Origin of the sequence: Agarivorans sp. OAG1 (genome assembly GCF_037076485.1) — a bacterium.
Taxonomy (GTDB): domain Bacteria; phylum Pseudomonadota; class Gammaproteobacteria; order Enterobacterales; family Celerinatantimonadaceae; genus Agarivorans; species Agarivorans albus.
Genome location: NZ_AP028990.1, coordinates 1,040,467 through 1,058,415, shown reverse-complemented (window position 1 = coordinate 1,058,415; position 17,949 = coordinate 1,040,467). Strand labels below are relative to the sequence as shown.

The 17,949-nt window shown below is 46.2% G+C and carries 11 protein-coding genes, 1 tRNA gene and 3 rRNA genes; 4 read left to right on the top strand and 11 right to left on the bottom strand.

The window, feature by feature from the left end; all coding sequences use genetic code 11:
• Positions 1–66: 66 nt before the first annotated feature.
• The 3 genes from OAG1_RS04910 to OAG1_RS04900 form a co-directional block, all read right to left on the bottom strand.
• Positions 67–909, bottom strand: coding sequence for an HDOD domain-containing protein (locus OAG1_RS04910; RefSeq protein WP_221074562.1), 843 nt, complete (start codon positions 907–909; stop codon positions 67–69).
• Between the two features lie 84 nt (positions 910–993).
• Positions 994–1,560: a DUF1415 domain-containing protein gene (locus tag OAG1_RS04905; protein ID WP_338624468.1), complete on the bottom strand. Its 567-nt coding sequence runs from the start codon at positions 1,558–1,560 to the stop codon at positions 994–996.
• Positions 1,561–1,619: 59 nt separating this feature from the next.
• Positions 1,620–2,498, bottom strand: coding sequence for a LysR family transcriptional regulator (locus OAG1_RS04900; protein ID WP_338624466.1), 879 nt, complete (start codon positions 2,496–2,498; stop codon positions 1,620–1,622).
• 100 nt (positions 2,499–2,598) lie between these two features.
• On the opposite strand from OAG1_RS04900, the gene OAG1_RS04895 reads away from it, so the two are divergent.
• The 3 genes from OAG1_RS04895 (at position 2,599) to OAG1_RS04885 (ending at position 6,422) form a co-directional block, all read left to right on the top strand.
• The gene (locus OAG1_RS04895) at positions 2,599–3,576 is read left to right on the top strand and encodes an aldo/keto reductase (protein WP_338624464.1); all 978 of its coding nucleotides are present in this window, start codon (positions 2,599–2,601) and stop codon (positions 3,574–3,576) included.
• Between the two features lie 29 nt (positions 3,577–3,605).
• Entirely contained in the window at positions 3,606–4,577 is a 972-nt protein-coding gene (locus OAG1_RS04890) for an aldo/keto reductase (RefSeq protein ID WP_338624461.1), read from the top strand.
• 114 nt (positions 4,578–4,691) lie between these two features.
• Positions 4,692–6,422: a GGDEF domain-containing protein gene (locus tag OAG1_RS04885; RefSeq protein WP_338624458.1), complete on the top strand. Its 1,731-nt coding sequence runs from the start codon at positions 4,692–4,694 to the stop codon at positions 6,420–6,422.
• Positions 6,423–6,526: 104 nt separating this feature from the next.
• Here the strand turns inward: OAG1_RS04885 and rrf are convergent.
• The 5 genes from rrf to pssA form a co-directional block, all read right to left on the bottom strand.
• Positions 6,527–6,642, bottom strand: a 5S ribosomal RNA gene (gene rrf / locus OAG1_RS04880).
• A gap of 111 nt (positions 6,643–6,753) precedes the next feature.
• A 23S ribosomal RNA gene (locus OAG1_RS04875) occupies positions 6,754–9,643 on the bottom strand.
• Between the two features lie 242 nt (positions 9,644–9,885).
• Positions 9,886–9,961: transfer RNA gene (locus OAG1_RS04870), tRNA-Glu, on the bottom strand.
• A 105-nt stretch (positions 9,962–10,066) separates the two neighbouring features.
• Positions 10,067–11,609 (bottom strand): 16S ribosomal RNA (locus OAG1_RS04865).
• Together the 16S, 23S and 5S rRNA genes with 1 tRNA gene alongside form the textbook arrangement of a ribosomal RNA operon.
• Before the next feature lie 452 nt (positions 11,610–12,061).
• A complete protein-coding gene (gene pssA, locus OAG1_RS04860; protein ID WP_338624456.1) occupies positions 12,062–12,904 on the bottom strand; it encodes a CDP-diacylglycerol--serine O-phosphatidyltransferase in 843 nt (280 codons plus the stop codon).
• A gap of 192 nt (positions 12,905–13,096) precedes the next feature.
• Between pssA and OAG1_RS04855 the strand changes: the two genes are divergently transcribed.
• The gene (locus OAG1_RS04855) at positions 13,097–13,342 is read left to right on the top strand and encodes a hypothetical protein (RefSeq protein WP_338624454.1); all 246 of its coding nucleotides are present in this window, start codon (positions 13,097–13,099) and stop codon (positions 13,340–13,342) included.
• A gap of 18 nt (positions 13,343–13,360) precedes the next feature.
• Here the strand turns inward: OAG1_RS04855 and clpB are convergent, their stop codons facing one another.
• The 3 genes from clpB to rluD form a co-directional block, all read right to left on the bottom strand.
• Entirely contained in the window at positions 13,361–15,931 is a 2,571-nt protein-coding gene (gene clpB, locus OAG1_RS04850) for an ATP-dependent chaperone ClpB (protein ID WP_338624452.1), read from the bottom strand.
• 116 nt (positions 15,932–16,047) lie between these two features.
• Complete coding sequence (gene pgeF, locus OAG1_RS04845) at positions 16,048–16,776, bottom strand: peptidoglycan editing factor PgeF (protein ID WP_338624449.1); 729 nt, start codon at positions 16,774–16,776, stop codon at positions 16,048–16,050.
• Positions 16,777–16,778: 2 nt separating this feature from the next.
• Positions 16,779–17,747 (bottom strand): 23S rRNA pseudouridine(1911/1915/1917) synthase RluD, encoded by a 969-nt coding sequence (rluD, locus tag OAG1_RS04840; protein WP_152784521.1) that lies wholly within the window; start codon positions 17,745–17,747, stop codon positions 16,779–16,781.
• Between the last annotated feature and the right edge of the window lie 202 nt (positions 17,748–17,949).

Below are 17,949 nucleotides of genomic sequence, written 5' to 3'. Positions count from 1 at the left end.
CTTTCCAAAAGTAAAAAGGCTAGCTTACTCAGCTAGCCTTTTTTATATTCATTGAAACGCAATTCTTTATGCCTGCGCCTCTAGCACCGCACTTAATGTGTCTTCTAACTGCTGATCTTCCAAATTCAAGAAAGCTAACAAGCCGTCGTAGCTCTCCTGCCAAGCTTCTTCTTCACTGCTTACTCCCAGTTTACGGTAAGCAACAATACGCGCTATTTTTAATATTGCTAACATTAGCAGCGATGATTTACCAAGCTCTTGCGAACTAAATAAGCCATCTGCATCGTGTTGATAATAAATGGCTTCTATCATCACCTTAGGCAGGCTCCATTGCTGCGCAATAAGTGCAGCCACAGTGGCATGAGTTGTACCATATTCACTGCGTTCACGTTCCGCGAGATGAGCCCATCCCATGTCATTGGCCTCGGCGAGTAAGCTTTCATATTCAGGGAAAGACTGTAGCAAAGCGGGTACGCCAGCCTGATGAAACAAACCCAGCATATAAGCATTATCTTTTGCCGATTCAAAGCCTAGTTCTTCAGCGGTAGCCGCTGCGCAACTAGCCAGTAAATTGGCCTCTAACCAAAACTTATCCAATACTTTAGAGGCTGGCATTGCCCCTTTTAAGGCAACCGCTTTAACAATCGGAAATACCCGATTAATGCCTAAAGTCATAACCGCTTGGTGAATCGATTTAATCTCGTTTAAGCGACGAAACGCAGCAGAGTTAACAATTTGCAACACCGCACCAGAGATCCCTACATCACTAGCTATTGCCTCGGCAATAACCGCTACATCGGGCTCGGCTTTTTTTGTTTCTTGAGTAATCGTTAACAAAACTTGAGGCCGAGGGGGAATAGACAAATCCGCCAAAATCGCTTTTTCGGCCGCAGTTATCGTTAAAGACATATCACCTCCTGTAAAATTTGCTGGCAAAGCATAAGCAAATAACTTAGTAATTTCAAAGCGATAAGATAAAATATATACTCTAATCTACAATTTACAACTCGCCAAAATCTGTTTTAGTGATGAAATCCCCAGTTCTTCAGTAAGCTCAATGTTGTGCTCAGGGATCCCTTCAGGATCAGGGTGAAGTCGAGTTAAGCGACTCACCGTTGCTTCACGAATTAAGTGAAATACCGGATAAGGCGAACGATTAGTATAGTTACTTGGCGCTGTATCTGCTTCTCCAGCAAAACAGTAGTCGGGATGAAAACTAGCTAGCTGGTAAACGCCATCATAGCCTTGTTTGCTTATGATCTTCTCCGCCCAATACAAACAATCTAAATAGTCTTCAAAACTGCTTAAGCTGGGGGTGATAAACAAGGTTGTTTCAACGTCGGGTTGATTATCTAAGATCTGGCATTCTACAACTAACTGCTGCAATAACTCTTCAATATCGTCGCTCATCGCTACTTGGTAGCGAATACTACCACGCTCTAATTCGCGCTTTGCAAAAGGACAAATATTGTATTCAACCACAAAATCTTTCACCCAGCGCATCGTGTGCTGCTGATATTCAGCTTCGCTTATATCACCACTGGGGGAGGAATTACTCATGTTTAATCCTTGAATGCTTTAAAGCCCATAGCGTTAATGATGCCAATCGCTAACAAAAGCTAAATGGCTTGCCTTTTGGCATAGTCTACCAGCCAATCAGCTAGCTTAGTTACTCGTTTCGAGCGATAACGTGCCGGAGGAAACACCATCCATAACGGTTGGCTTACTACCTGCCAATCTTCTAACACTGTTTTTAACTGTCCTGCTTCTAGCGCGTCACGCAAGTACATATCGTGAGTACGAATAAAACCCAAACCCTCCATGGCGGCTTGTTTAAGTACGTGTCCATTAGGACAGGCAAACGAGCCACTCACCGACACCAACAACTTTTGCCCATTCTTTTGAAAAGGCCACTGCGACACCGTGCCACAAATACACTGATGATGACGCAACTCATCGGGGTGCTTGGGCAAGCCATTAGCCGCTAAGTACTCAGGGCTAGCGACCACATGCGTATTTAACTGGCTTAACACCCTTACCTGCAAACTCGAATCGGGCAAAGCTCCCATTCGAAATACAATGTCAAAAGGAGAGCTCAATAGGTCTTCTCGTTGTGATGACAAATCTAGCTCGATATCAATGTTTGGATGTTCTTGGCGAAACTCAAACAAAGCAGGCGCTAGCCATTGCTCTGCAAAAATGCCACCTAAGGAGTTTATTTTTATCTTGCCTTGTAAATGATGTTGCAGCTGTTGGGCAGCTAAAGCACCATCTTCCAGCAACTCTAGGCCTTGACGACAGCTTTGATAATAACTCTCCCCTGCATCGGTCAAGCGTAGCTTGCGGGTCGAACGATATAACAGCTGCACTCCTAAACGATGTTCTAAATCACTCACCCGTTGGCTAATGCTAGCCTTAGAGCTATGCAGCTTATCGGCGGCAGCAGTAAAACTGCCGGTTTCAACTACGGTGACAAAATCGACTAACCCGGCGAACATATTAATCCAAATTTCTGAACAATTATTTCCAATACTAGCTAAATATCAAACAACATAAAACGCTTACACTGTTTTAAAACATAACCAAGTAGGATCAACAATGCAGAACAGAGTGTTAGGTAAAAGCGGCTTAGTATTAAGTGAAATAGGTTTAGGCTGCTGGCAATTAGGCGGTGACTTTGGCCCTGTAAGCGAAGCACTGTCACTGACCATTCTCGAGCAGGCCTACCAAAGTGGCGTGCGTTTTTATGATACCGCCGATGTATATGGCGCGGGCCTTAGCGAACGATTGCTAGGGCAGTTTTACCAGCAGCATTCAGATATAACCATTGCGACCAAGCTTGGCCGAGATGCAAATTTGTACCCGAATAACTACACTAAACAAACAGTTAAACAAAGCATCGAAGCCAGTTTACAGCGGCTAGGTTTAACCAGCATTCCCTTGATTCAACTGCATTGTGTTCCCACCCAGATACTTCGTGATGGTGAAATATTCACTTGGTTAGCCGACTTTAAACAACAAGGCTTGATTGAGCACTACGGTGCAAGTGTAGAGTCGATGGAAGAAGCCAAGTTGTGTTTAAAAGACCCGGCTTTAACCAGCTTACAAATTATCATTAACCTATTTAGACAAGACGCTGTAGCTGAAGTGCTCGATTTAGCTCAAGCTCAACAAGTGGGAATAATTGCCCGTTTGCCCTATGCCAGTGGTTTATTAAGTGGCGCTGTCACCGCGCATCGACAATTTGCCGAAACGGATCACCGCCACTACAACCGAGATGGCGCAGCCTTTCATGTAGGGGAAACTTTCGCTGGTTTGCCGCTAGATAAAGCATTGAACTTGCTTGAACAGCTTAAAGCGCTGCTTCCTGAAAACTTAGCTATTGCAGAGTGTGCAATTCGTTGGCTACTTGACCACCCACAAATAACTAGCGTAATTACGGGAGCAAGCAAACCAGAGCAGATTCAGCAAAATACTCATTACTCAGGCCAAACCTCTTTAAGCAAAGACCTTCATGCCAAGCTTGCCGATTTTTATCAGCAAGAGGTTAGCCCTTGGGTTCGTGGTAACCGCTAAAGAACTTTATAGCCAAAAAGGATAATGCTATGCAATTAAGACAGTTAGGTGAATGGAAAGTAAGCCCTCTTGGTTTAGGTTGTTGGGCCATTGGCGGGCCTTTCTTCGACCAAGACAACAAACCTTGTGGCTGGGGGAAAGTAGACGATGCGGTCTCGATTTCGGCCATTCACGCTGCACTTGATGCTGGCATTAACTTTTTCGACACAGCTGCAGTTTATGGTGCAGGTCACAGCGAGCGGGTATTGGGAAAAGCCCTAGCCAATAAACGCCAACAAGCCATTATTGGCACTAAGTTTGGCCTAGAGTTTGATGAAGATAGCAAAACCATCAGCGGTATCTTTGATCAACACGATGTAATTATTCGACACTGCGAAAATAGCTTAAAACGCTTAGGTACAGAATATATCGATTTATACCAGTTACACCTAAATGAATACCCAGCCGAGAATATAGGACAAATTGTAGAAACTCTAGAGCACTTAGTAAAAGCAGGGAAAATACGCGCTTACGCTTGGAGTACCGACTTTCTAGACCGTGCAAAGGCCTTTTCTTCAGCCGAACACTGCATTGCCTTTCAGTTTCAAAACAACGTGTTAGACCAAAACAATGACTTGGTAAACTTCTGTGCCAAGCACAACAAAACGGCGATAAACCGAGGACCACTCGCTATGGGGCTGCTCTCAGGCAAGTACCATCATTCAAGCATTTTAGATAAAGACGATATTCGTTGTATCAATCCAGAATGGCTCAAATACTTCATAAACGGTAAAGCATCGCCTGAACTGCTCAACAAGTTAGCAGGCATTCAATCAATTTTAACCAGTAAGGGAAGAACGGTTAATCAAGGAGCACTAGCTTGGATTTGGGGCTTAGGTGAGCACACACTACCTATTCCAGGATTTCGTAATACAGCTCAGGTGCTAAATAATGCAGCAGCTATTGAACATGGGCCGCTCAGTAACGCCCAAATGCAGGAAATTAAGCAACTACTCAATTAAAATAGAGCTAAGCATCTAAATTTAAAGAAAAAATCATTATTCACCTACTTGTCACGATTCTGTAAAGAATAGCTGCTACACCTGTTTAGTAACAGAATAGATGAGGCGACAAGGATGCGAGCCAAGCGACAATTGGAGTTTGACGACCTAATTAGGCAACAAAGCATTAGTACCGCTTTTCAAACTATTTGGGATCATAATAACAACCAGGCTTTAGGCTATGAGGCCTTATCTAGAGGCCCATGCAATAGTTATTTCCATTCGCCACTAACACTATTTGAGTTTGCTCGCCAATCTAGCCAACAACATGAGCTTGAATTAATTTGCGCACAGCTAGCTCGACAACGCTTTGATAAGCAAAATGTAAACGGCCATCTATTCATTAACTTCTCACCCGATACCTTGCTGCATATTTATCAGCAGCAAGGTACTCAATGCTTTGAACAACTTATTCCCAGCAAAGGCAACCTAGTTATCGAGCTCACCGAGCACCTGCCAATCTGTGTTGATGAGGCGCTTTTAAAGTGCATCAAAGATCTGCGTGAATTAGCGATTTCCTTCGCTTTAGATGATTTTGGCGCAGGCTACGCAGGCATTAAAACATGGTTACAACTCAGCCCTGAGTATTTAAAGCTAGACTGTTTTTTCTGCGAGCAATTGCTAGAAGATGGCAAAGTTAGCACTGCCATTGCATCGCTGGCGAACCTTGCCGAACAAATTGGCAGCCAAATCATTGTTGAATGCATTGAAAATGCCGAACAATATCAGCAACTGGTAAACCTAGATATTCCTTACCTGCAAGGTTTTCATATTGCTCGACCAACTAATCAACCAAAGCTGCGAAAAACTGCGCCAAGTACTCCTGTAGTAACAGAGCCCTATACGGCGCTTTCTCTAGCCAGCTCTGCCAATATCGTGTCTCCTAACCTATCTTCAAAAAAGCTTTTAACAACTATTCTCGAAGATAAAAGCATTAATTCACTTCCGGTGGTAGATGGACAACAGCGAGTTCTGGGCTTAATAAAGCGCGAAGAGTTACTTGCCCAGTACTCGGGTCCTTACGGTCATTCACTCAATCAGCGCAAAACCGTAGCCGAGTTAATGGATACCAACCCCTTAACCGTGGATGCCAACACCACATTAAGTGAAATCGGCCGTAAACTTAGCCAACATACAGCTAGTGGTTTAGACGCTGTATTTATCGTTACTCAAAATAGTAAGTACTACGGCGTTGGTTTAGCGGTAGATGTAATGCGAAAGCTCTCCGACTACAAACTTCAATTAGCCCGTTACGCTAACCCCTTAACAGCTTTACCAGGTAACGTGCCTCTACAACGTAGCCTAAACCATCTAATCGCGCGCAAACAATCATTTGACCTTGCCTACTTCGACCTAAATAACTTTAAGCCATTTAATGATATTTGTGGTTATGAGCGCGGTGACAAAATGATCAAATTGGTCGCTGAGCTATTAAGGATGCATTTAAGTAAATATGCACACTTTATTGGTCACCTAGGCGGAGATGACTTTATCGTGATTTTCACCACCCAAAACTGGCAGCCTTCCGTATTACACCTACTCAGCACATTTGATAGCCGCCGAGAAGCTTTGTATCGGCAAAAAGACCTAGACGCCAAAGGCATTGTGGCCAAAGATCGTGACGGCCAACAACGCTTCTTTCATCTGAGTGGATTGGCTGTAGGTGTTACCCGCTGGACTGAGGCTTCTCAACTGAGTATCGACGAATTAAGCGAGCGGGCGAGCCTTGCCAAGAAATACGCCAAACGTAATCACTGGTCGACCTTATATGTGCAAGAGGGTGATGTCTGTGATGCGCTAGGTTAGTGCTGTTAATGAAATGACTGAGGATTGAATGATTGATATGCCTGAGAGACTAAATCGCAGGCAATAAAAAAGCCCTCGTCGTAAGACGAGGGCTTAGTATGAGAGCCTGGCGGTGACCTACTTTCACATGGGGAAGCCCCACACTATCATCGGCGCAGTTGCGTTTCACTTCTGAGTTCGGCATGGAGTCAGGTGGGTCCACAACGCTATTGCCACCAGGCAAAAACTGTTGTCTTTAACATTCGAAAAAGCTGAAACATCTCATGAGCACTAACAAGTATTCATGGTTTCTAAAATAAAGTATCTATAAGCAACACCCTTTAGGTGTTGTATGGTTAAGCCTCACGGGTAATTAGTACAAGTTAGCTCAATGCCTCACAGCACTTACACACCTTGCCTATCAACGTTGTAGTCTCCAACGGCCCTTCAGAGGACTTAAAGTCCTAGTGAGAATTAATCTCGAGGCCTGCTTCCCGCTTAGATGCTTTCAGCGGTTATCAGTTCCGAACGTAGCTACTGGGCAATGCTATTGGCATAACAACCCAAACACCAGCGGTTCGTCCACTCCGGTCCTCTCGTACTAGGAGCAGCTCCCCTCAATTCTCAAACGCCCACGGCAGATAGGGACCGAACTGTCTCACGACGTTCTAAACCCAGCTCGCGTACCACTTTAAATGGCGAACAGCCATACCCTTGGGACCGACTTCAGCCCCAGGATGTGATGAGCCGACATCGAGGTGCCAAACACCGCCGTCGATATGAACTCTTGGGCGGTATCAGCCTGTTATCCCCGGAGTACCTTTTATCCGTTGAGCGATGGCCCTTCCATACAGAACCACCGGATCACTATGACCTACTTTCGTACCTGCTCGACGTGTCTGTCTCGCAGTTAAGCTGGCTTATGCCATTGCACTAACCGTATGATGTCCGACCATACTTAGCCAACCTTCGTGCTCCTCCGTTACTCTTTGGGAGGAGACCGCCCCAGTCAAACTACCCACCAGACACTGTCCGCAATCCCGATAAGGGACCAACGTTAGAACATCAACACTACAAGGGTGGTATTTCAAGGTCGGCTCCACGTCATCTAGCGACAACGCTTCAAAGCCTCCCACCTATCCTACACATGTAGGGTCAATGTTCAGTGTCAAGCTGTAGTAAAGGTTCACGGGGTCTTTCCGTCTAGCCGCGGGTACACCGCATCTTCACGGCAATTTCAATTTCACTGAGTCTCGGGTGGAGACAGCTTGGCCATCATTACGCCATTCGTGCAGGTCGGAACTTACCCGACAAGGAATTTCGCTACCTTAGGACCGTTATAGTTACGGCCGCCGTTTACCGGGGCTTCGATCAATAGCTTCGCGCGAACGCTAACCACATCAATTAACCTTCCGGCACCGGGCAGGCGTCACACCGTATACGTCATCTTTCGATTTAGCACAGTGCTGTGTTTTTAATAAACAGTTGCAGCCAACTGGTATCTGCGACTCTCAGCAGCTTAGGGAGCAAGTCCCATCACCATCAAGAGCGTACCTTCTCCCGAAGTTACGGTACCATTTTGCCTAGTTCCTTCACCCGAGTTCTCTCAAGCGCCTTGGTATTCTCTACCCAACCACCTGTGTCGGTTTGGGGTACGGTTTCGTATAATCTGAAGCTTAGAGACTTTTCCTGGAAGCAGGGCATCAACCACTTCGTGTCCGTAGACACTCGTCATCAACTCTCAGCGTAATGTAAACCCGGATTTGCCTAAGTTTACCGCCTACTGCCTTTCACGTGGACAACCATCGCCACGCTGGCCTAGCCTTCTCCGTCCTCCCATCGCAATTATACGAAGTACAGGAATATTAACCTGTTTCCCATCGACTACACTTTTCAGTCTCGCCTTAGGGGCCGACTCACCCTGCCCTGATTAACATTGGACAGGAAACCTTGGTCTTTCGGCGAGGGGGCTTTTCACCCCCTTTATCGTTACTCATGTCAACATTCGCACTTCTGATACCTCCAGCAAACCTTACGATTCACCTTCAACGGCTTACAGAACGCTCCTCTACCGAGCATGCAAGCATGCTCCCGTAGCTTCGGTGGTATGTTTAGCCCCGTTACATCTTCCGCGCAGGCCGACTCGACCAGTGAGCTATTACGCTTTCTTTAAATGATGGCTGCTTCTAAGCCAACATCCTGGCTGTCTAAGCCTTCCCACATCGTTTCCCACTTAACATACACTTTGGGACCTTAGCTGACGGTCTGGGTTGTTTCCCTTTCCACGACGGACGTTAGCACCCGCCGTGTGTCTCCCGAGTAGTACTTGATGGTATTCGGAGTTTGCAAAGGGTTGGTAAGTCGGGATGACCCCCTAGCCTTAACAGTGCTCTACCCCCATCAGTATTCGCTCGAGGCGCTACCTAAATAGCTTTCGAGGAGAACCAGCTATCTCCCGGTTTGATTGGCCTTTCACCCCCAGCCACAAGTCATCCGCTAATTTTTCAACATTAGTCGGTTCGGTCCTCCAATTGGTGTTACCCAATCTTCAACCTGCCCATGGCTAGATCACCGGGTTTCGGGTCTAATCCCAGCAACTATGCGCGCAGTTAACACTCGGTTTCCCTACGGCTCCGCTATTCGCTTAACCTTGCTACTGAAATTAAGTCGTTGACCCATTATACAAAAGGTACGCAGTCACCCCACGAAGGGGCTCCCACTGCTTGTACGTATACGGTTTCAGGTTCTATTTCACTCCCCTCACAGGGGTTCTTTTCGCCTTTCCCTCACGGTACTGGTTCACTATCGGTCAGTCAGGAGTATTTAGCCTTGGAGGATGGTCCCCCCATATTCAGACAACATATCACGTGTGCCGTCCTACTCGATTTCACTTAAAGTAGATTTTCATGTACGGGGCTATCACCCTGTATCGCCATCCTTTCCAGAATGTTCCACTAATCACCTAAAAGCTTAAGGGCTAATCCGGGTTCGCTCGCCGCTACTACCAGAATCTCGGTTGATTTCTTTTCCTCCGGGTACTTAGATGTTTCAGTTCCCCGGGTTCGCCTCGCAACGCTATGTATTCACGTTACGATACTGCATAAAATGCAGTGGGTTTCCCCATTCGGAAATCCATGTCTATAACGTCTTTTATCGACTTAACATGGCTTATCGCAGATTAACACGTCCTTCATCGCCTCTGACTGCCAAGGCATCCACCGTATACGCTTAGTCACTTAACCATACAACACCTAAATGTTGTCGCTTAAATCACTTGAATGGTCAGGCTGTATAATTCCTGCCATTCGAGTACGATCACCTTATTTTTGAATACCAAGAACACTTGTTATTAAACTCATATTCTTGAGATATTTTTTTATCAGCTTTTCCAAATTGTTAAAGAGCAATTGGTTCCTTAGAAACCAAAGCTAAGCACTATATAAACAAATGCTTAGCTTTGTATTCTCAAACCAGTGAGAGAAAATGGTATCCCGTAGGGGATTTGAACCCCTGTTACCGCCGTGAAAGGGCGGTGTCCTAGGCCTCTAGACGAACGGGACACTGCAGTAGCTGTTCTCGTTGGTTCTACACCACACTAGAACTTCTCTCTTTTCTTTTTCATCAAGCAATCTGTGTGAACACGTCACAAAACCTAAGCATCATAATAAGGAGGTGATCCAGCCCCAGGTTCCCCTAGGGCTACCTTGTTACGACTTCACCCCAGTCATGAACCACAAAGTGGTGAGCGTCCTCCCGAAGGTTAAACTACCCACTTCTTTTGCAGCCCACTCCCATGGTGTGACGGGCGGTGTGTACAAGGCCCGGGAACGTATTCACCGTAGCATTCTGATCTACGATTACTAGCGATTCCGACTTCACGGAGTCGAGTTGCAGACTCCGATCCGGACTACGACATGCTTTTTGGGGTCCGCTTGCTCTCGCGAGTTCGCATCCCTCTGTACATGCCATTGTAGCACGTGTGTAGCCCTGCCCGTAAGGGCCATGATGACTTGACGTCGTCCCCACCTTCCTCCGGTTTATCACCGGCAGTCTCCCTAGAGTTCCCACCATTACGTGCTGGCAAATAAGGATAGGGGTTGCGCTCGTTGCGGGACTTAACCCAACATCTCACGACACGAGCTGACGACAGCCATGCAGCACCTGTATCTGAGTTCCCGAAGGCACCAAACCATCTCTGGTAAGTTCTCAGTATGTCAAGGGCAGGTAAGGTTCTTCGCGTTGCATCGAATTAAACCACATGCTCCACCGCTTGTGCGGGCCCCCGTCAATTCATTTGAGTTTTAACCTTGCGGCCGTACTCCCCAGGCGGTCTACTTAATGCGTTAGCTGCGTTACCCACGAGTTAAACTCACAGACAACTAGTAGACATCGTTTACGGCGTGGACTACCAGGGTATCTAATCCTGTTTGCTCCCCACGCTTTCGTACATGAGCGTCAGTTTTTGTCCAGGTGGCCGCCTTCGCCACTGGTATTCCTTCAGATCTCTACGCATTTCACCGCTACACCTGAAATTCTACCACCCTCTACAAAACTCTAGCTTGCCAGTTCCAAATGCCATTCCCAGGTTGAGCCCGGGGATTTCACATCTGGCTTAACAAGCCGCCTGCGTACGCTTTACGCCCAGTAATTCCGATTAACGCTCGGACCCTCCGTATTACCGCGGCTGCTGGCACGGAGTTAGCCGGTCCTTCTTCTGTCGCTAACGTCAAAGATATAACGTATTAAGCTATACCCCTTCCTCACGACTGAAAGTGCTTTACAACCCGAAGGCCTTCTTCACACACGCGGCATGGCTGCATCAGGCTTTCGCCCATTGTGCAATATTCCCCACTGCTGCCTCCCGTAGGAGTCTGGGCCGTGTCTCAGTCCCAGTGTGGCTGATCATCCTCTCAAACCAGCTAGGGATCGTCGCCTTGGTAAGCCATTACCTTACCAACTAGCTAATCCCACTTGGGCTAATCTTTACGCGAAAGGCTCCGAAGAGTCCCCTCCTTTGGTCCGAAGACATTATGCGGTATTAGCAGTCGTTTCCAACTGTTGTCCCCCACGTAAAGGCATATTCCCAAGCATTACTCACCCGTCCGCCGCTCGTCATCTTCTAGCAAGCTAGAAATGTTACCGCTCGACTTGCATGTGTTAAGCCTGCCGCCAGCGTTCAATCTGAGCCATGATCAAACTCTTCAATCAAAAGTTTTTTCGCTCAAAGTTAAAAACTGAAATTATTACTGTGTTTTACAGTGCAAGACTCCAGTTCACTTAAGCTTAATTTTTTCGCTTAAGGTCCTGTGAGTGCTCACACAGATTGCTTGATAAATTGTTAAAGAGCGTTGCTTCTTGCCGAAGCGAGGTGCGCATTCTACGCTTTCCTCTGTGGCTGTCAACCGCTTTTTAAAACATTTTAAAAAGAAGTTTGAGAGCCGGCTAACTCAGCCCTAGGCCTTGCTAACCCTGACGTAGCCCTGCTTCGCTTTAGTGCGCTGCGTGCCGTGTCAGTGGAGGTGCATTATAGGGAAGCGATTTGGTAAAGCAACAGTTATTTTGCTTTTTTGCCAATTATTGAAAGATAAAACCAAAACAGCATATTAATTAAGCAAAAAGGCGCCATTTAAGCGCCTTTTTTCTCATTAAGTACTATTTTGTTACTTTTCTACTTTATCTTCAGCTACTGGTTCAACGGATTGCTCATCGTCTTTATGCTGGCTCTCAGTTCGATGACAATCTAGATCTTCTTCATCACCCACTACGTGTTTAAACTTGAGGTCCTTTACTGTGCGAACAGTATAGATAGGTCCCGAAACAGCATAGGCTGCAAACAGCGTAAACAAGATAACTGCCGGTTTAACGGCAATAACAATAAACACTAATACAATAAGCAGCACGGCAAAAAATGGTACACGGCCTTTTAAGTCGATGCCCTTGAAACTGTGATAGCGGAAGTTACTCACCATTAATAGACCACTGATGACAGTAATAAAGCAGGCAACAAATTCTAAACTGTTACCTGAAAACTGTAGGTCTTGAGCAAACCAGACCATCCCAGCGATTAGCGCGGCCGCGGCTGGGCTAGCTAAACCTTGGAAGAAACGTTTATCCGCGATACCCACTTGAGTGTTAAAGCGGGCTAGGCGCAAGGCTGCACCTACTGTATAAACAAATGCTGCCAACCAACCTATTTTGCCTAAGTCGTGCAGTGCCCAATTGTAAACCACCAGCGCAGGGGCAATACCAAAGGAAACCATATCGGCCATCGAGTCATACTCTGCACCAAAGGCACTCTCGGTATTTGTTAACCTAGCAACTCGGCCATCTACTCCATCAAAAATCATTGCAACAAAGATGGCAATAGCCGCTGCTTCAAATTGGTCGTTCATTGATGCTACTACTGCATAAAAGCCTGAAAACAGCCCTGCGGTGGTAAACAAATTGGGGAGTAAGAAGATACCTTTTTGGCGGGCACCTTCGCTAACTTTTTGCTCGGTCATTTAAATACTCTATAAAACAGCCTTAAAACTTTGGCTAAAAATAGCATAAGCCCCTAGTTGTTAATAGCAATTCAAAGACAAAAGCAGCGCAATGAACTATATCTTAGACATAAGAAATAAATATTAGGAGGAGTTCATTTTTTAGGTCGACTAAACGCACAAATTGGTAGTAACACTATGGACATAGAAAGATTGACGAAGCATTTGAGTTTAGACCCGCACCAAATTAGCCAATTTACTCAGCTTGAACAACGATACAACAGTTTGATGGATGACTTATTTGGTTTTGAAGGTGATAGAAAACAAATGTGGAAAGCAATGCGAGAGTTGTTAAAAGAAAAAGACCAAGAGATTGCTAAGCTGCTTAGCGACAGCCAAACAAAAAGCTATCTCAACCTAAAACAACTCCAAAACCAACAACGTAAGCAAGCTAATTAGCTTGCTTACGCTTTACTTCTATTTAAAGGCTAATTGGCCATCTTCTAACTCGATACGAATGGTTTTTCCAGGTTCGATTTGTCCCGATAAAATGGCTTGCGCTAAGGGGTTTTCTAACTGTTGCTGAATAGCCCGCTTTAAAGGCCGTGCACCATACACAGGATCAAAGCCAGCTTGCCCTAACTTATCTAACACCGCATCGCTAAACTCCAACTTGTAACCTTTTTCCTCCAAACGTGGCACCAAACGCTGAACTTGTATTCCGGCAATTGTGCGGATTTGTTCGTGTGCTAATGGATGGAATACCACCGATTCATCAATTCGGTTGATAAACTCAGGCCTAAATTGTTGAGCAAGCACGCCCATCAACGCAGTTTTTATCTCCTGATGAGTCATCTCACCATGTCGCTCTTGAATAATGTCTGAGCCAAGGTTGGACGTCATAATGATGACTGCATTGCGAAAATCTACTGTTCGCCCCTGCCCGTCAGTTAAGCGGCCATCGTCTAATACTTGCAGCAAAATGTTAAACACATCTGGATGAGCCTTTTCTACTTCATCAAGTAGAATAACCGAGTAAGGTCTGCGCCTTACCGCTTCTGTTAAGTACCCCCCCTCTTCATAACCCACATAACCGGGAGGCGCCCCCACTAATCGAGCAACCGAGTGTTTCTCCATAAATTCCGACATGTCGATACGCACCATTGACTCTTCGGTATCAAACATAAATTCGGCGAGCGCTTTACATAGCTCTGTTTTACCCACACCAGTTGGCCCTAAAAACAAAAACGAGCCAATCGGGCGGTTCGGATCAGATAAACCCGCTCTGCTACGGCGAATAGCATTGGATACTGCTTCTACGGCCTCGCCTTGACCAATCACCCTATCGTGCAGCTGTTGCTCCATACGCAGCAACTTGTCGCGTTCGCCCTCCAGCATTCGATTAACTGGAATGCCGGTCCAGCGCGACAAAACATCAGCAATTTCTGCATCACTCACCTTGTTACGCAACAAACTCATATCTTGCATTTCGGCTTGCGAGGCTAAATCTAACTGGCGTTCCAATTCCGGAATGCGACCATATTGCAGCTCAGACATACGATTTAAATCGCCTGCTCGACGCGCAACGTCCATATCTAAACGAGCTTGCTCTAAATCTGCTTTAATATGCTGAGTGCCCGATAAAGCAGCTTTTTCGGCCTTCCAAACCTCGTCTAGCTCTTTAAATTTACTTTCTTTTTCAGCTAACTCTTCGTCAAGCAAAGCTAGTCGTTTAAGGCTGGCGCTATCGGCTTCTTTTTGCAGCGCTTGGCGCTCCAGCTTTAACTGAATGATTTTGCGCTCAAGTTTGTCTAAGGCTTCAGGCTTAGAATCTATTTGCAGACGAATACTTGAAGCCGCTTCGTCTATAAGGTCGATAGCTTTATCGGGTAATTGCCTATCGGAAATATAGCGATGTGACAAACTGGCCGCTGCAACAATCGCAGGGTCAGTAATTTCAACCGAGTGGTGCAACTCATAACGCTCTTTTAAACCACGTAAAATCGCTATGGTGTCTTCAACGTTAGGCTCTTCCACCAGCACTTTTTGGAAGCGACGCTCAAGTGCCGCATCTTTTTCAATGTACTGACGATACTCATTTAACGTTGTTGCGCCTACACAATGCAGTTCACCACGCGCCAAAGCAGGTTTAAGCATATTACCTGCATCCATCGCGCCATCGCCTTTACCGGCACCAACCATAGTGTGCAACTCATCGATGAAAAGTATCACTTGGCCTTCTTCTTGAGAAAGCTCATTAAGCACTGCTTTTAAGCGCTCTTCAAACTCGCCGCGATATTTAGCCCCGGCCACCAAAGACCCCATATCAAGCGATAAGACGCGTTTGTTTTTTAGTCCTTCCGGCACTTCGTGGTTAATGATCCGCTGAGCTAAGCCTTCGGCTATCGCGGTTTTGCCCACTCCGGGCTCACCAATTAATACTGGGTTATTTTTGGTACGACGCTGCAATACCTGCACGGTGCGACGAATCTCGTCGTCACGACCGATCACCGGGTCAAGTTTACCTTGCTCGGCACGCTCGGTAAGATCTATGGTGTATTTTTCTAGTGCTTGGCGCTGGTCTTCGGCATTAGGGTCATCAACTTTTTGGCCACCTCGAATTTTGGCAATGGCTTTTTCTATATTCTCTTTATTTGCGCCTAACTCACGCATAATATCGCCAAGCTTACCTTTGTCTTCGGTAACAGCTAAAAAGAAGATTTCTGATGAAATGAACTTATCTTTACGCTTTTGCGCCAACTTGTCACAAAGGTTAAGTAACACCACTAACTGGTTCGAAAGCTGTACTTCGCCACCCGTGCCTTCAACACGTGGCAACTGCTCTAGGGCTTGAGAAAGCTGAGAACGTAAGGCGCTGCCTTCAATTCCGGCTTCTACTAATAATGGCCGTAGCGAAGCGGCATCTTGATTTAGCATGGCCGACATTAAATGCACCGGTTCAATAAACTGGTGGTCGCGCCCCAATGCTAAAGATTGAGCGTCTGAAATCGCTAATTGAAATTTGCTTGTGAATCTATCTAGGCGCATGTCACACCTCCGCATATATTAAGCTATTAATGAATATGTGGGATTAGATGTAAAAAAATTCAAGATAAATGGCATTAAAAAACCATCAAGACGATGGTTTTGTGAGCTTTATTGCTTTAGCTAAGCCAGATGGCTGCAGCCATTCGCCCGGTTTGGCCGTCACGCCTGTAAGAAAAGAAACGTGAGGCATTATTTAAAGTACAGCTCGCATCAGCATAAACATCATTCAAACCTAGCGCGCTAAGACGCTGCTTAGCCAGTTGGTGGATATCGGCATAATACTTACCGCTATTTGCGCTAGCCGTAAAAGCGCTGGCCAACTTTGAGTCTTTAGCAACAAATTGCTGATAAACTTCAGCACCTACTTCAAAGGCATCCGGGCCAATCGCAGGGCCAAACCAAGCCATGATCTCACTAGGAGCAATGTTCATTGCTGCCACGGTGTTTTCTAGCACACCATCGAGCAAACCGCGCCAACCGGCGTGCGCCGCCGCCACTACCGTGCCTTGTTTATCGCAAAAAAGTACTGGTAAACAATCTGCGGTCATAACTACACATACCGCATTTTCTTGCATCGCAAAGCTTGCATCGGCCTCAGCAAAACGCATGTTAGACTCACTGGCATTTACCACACGAGTGCTGTGAATTTGCTTTAGCCAGCAAACTTGCTGTGGCATACCTTGTTGGAAATGCTGCCGATTGCACTGCACTGCGCTGGCGTCGTCTCCCACATGATCACCCAAATTGAAGGAATCATATGGAGCCGAGCTAGCGCCTGCTAAGCGGTCACTGTAAACCGCTTTTACATTTTTTGGGCAGGGCCAATCAACCAGCAATTTAGCCATGCTTAGCCTAAATCAGGATTGAGTTTATGATCGGCGCGCAAGGCATCGGCAATATCTAACATGTCTTGAGGAACCGGGGCGTGCCACTCCATCATTTCGCCCGTAATTGGGTGCTCTAAACGCAACATTACCGCATGCAGTGCTTGGCGCTGAAAACCACGCATAGCAGCAATCAACTCATCACTAGAGCCTTTAGGTAAACGCAAACGGCCGTAGGTTTGGTCACCTAAAAGTGAGTGTCCAATATGCGCCATGTGTACCCGAATTTGGTGAGTACGGCCTGTTTCCAAGCGCAAGCGGATACGCGTATGTTGACGGAACTTCTCCGCTACGCGGTAATGCGTTACAGCAGGTTTACCAGTAGCAACTACAGCCATATGAGTGCGCTTAGTTGGATGGCGACCAATCGGCTCTTCCACCAATCCACCAGCAGTCATTACCCCGGTAGCAATCGCTTCGTACTCACGGGTAACATGGCGAGCCTGAAGCGCTTCAACTAAATGAGTTTGCGCAGGTACGGTTTTAGCCACCACCATAAGCCCAGAGGTATCTTTATCTAAACGGTGCACAATACCGGCGCGAGCCACTTCGGCAATTGATGGATAACGATGCAATAAAGCATTGAGTACAGTGCCGCTGTTATTGCCAGCGCCAGGGTGCACCACCATGTTAATAGGCTTATTAATCACCAGAATATCGTCATCTTCATAAACGATATCGAGCTCAATATCTTCAGCTTGGGCTTCAACCACGTCTTCCAACACGGTATTTAATACAATTTCTTCCCCGCCAACTACCTTTTCCCTAGGCTTAACTTTAAGTTCGCCATCTAAACGAACACATTCGCCAAGGATCCATTCTTTGATCCGTGAACGGGAATAATCTGGAAACAACGCAGCTAACGCCTGATCGAGGCGAGCTCCAGCTAGCTCATCATCAACGATTGCTCGCAACTCTAAAGGTTGACTCATCTTAGGTTTTACCTCTAACAGGAAGGCCAAAACGGGCTATTGTAATCATTCCTAGCTTAAAGCATAGAAGAAAATGGTTTGTTAGATGCACCTCCCACTATATATGTCACTCGGTGATTGACGGTTTAAGTGGCATAGAGGATACTGTTTGCCCATTATTTGAGGTGTTTAACCTAATACTTTTCGACGTTGAGACGAGTAT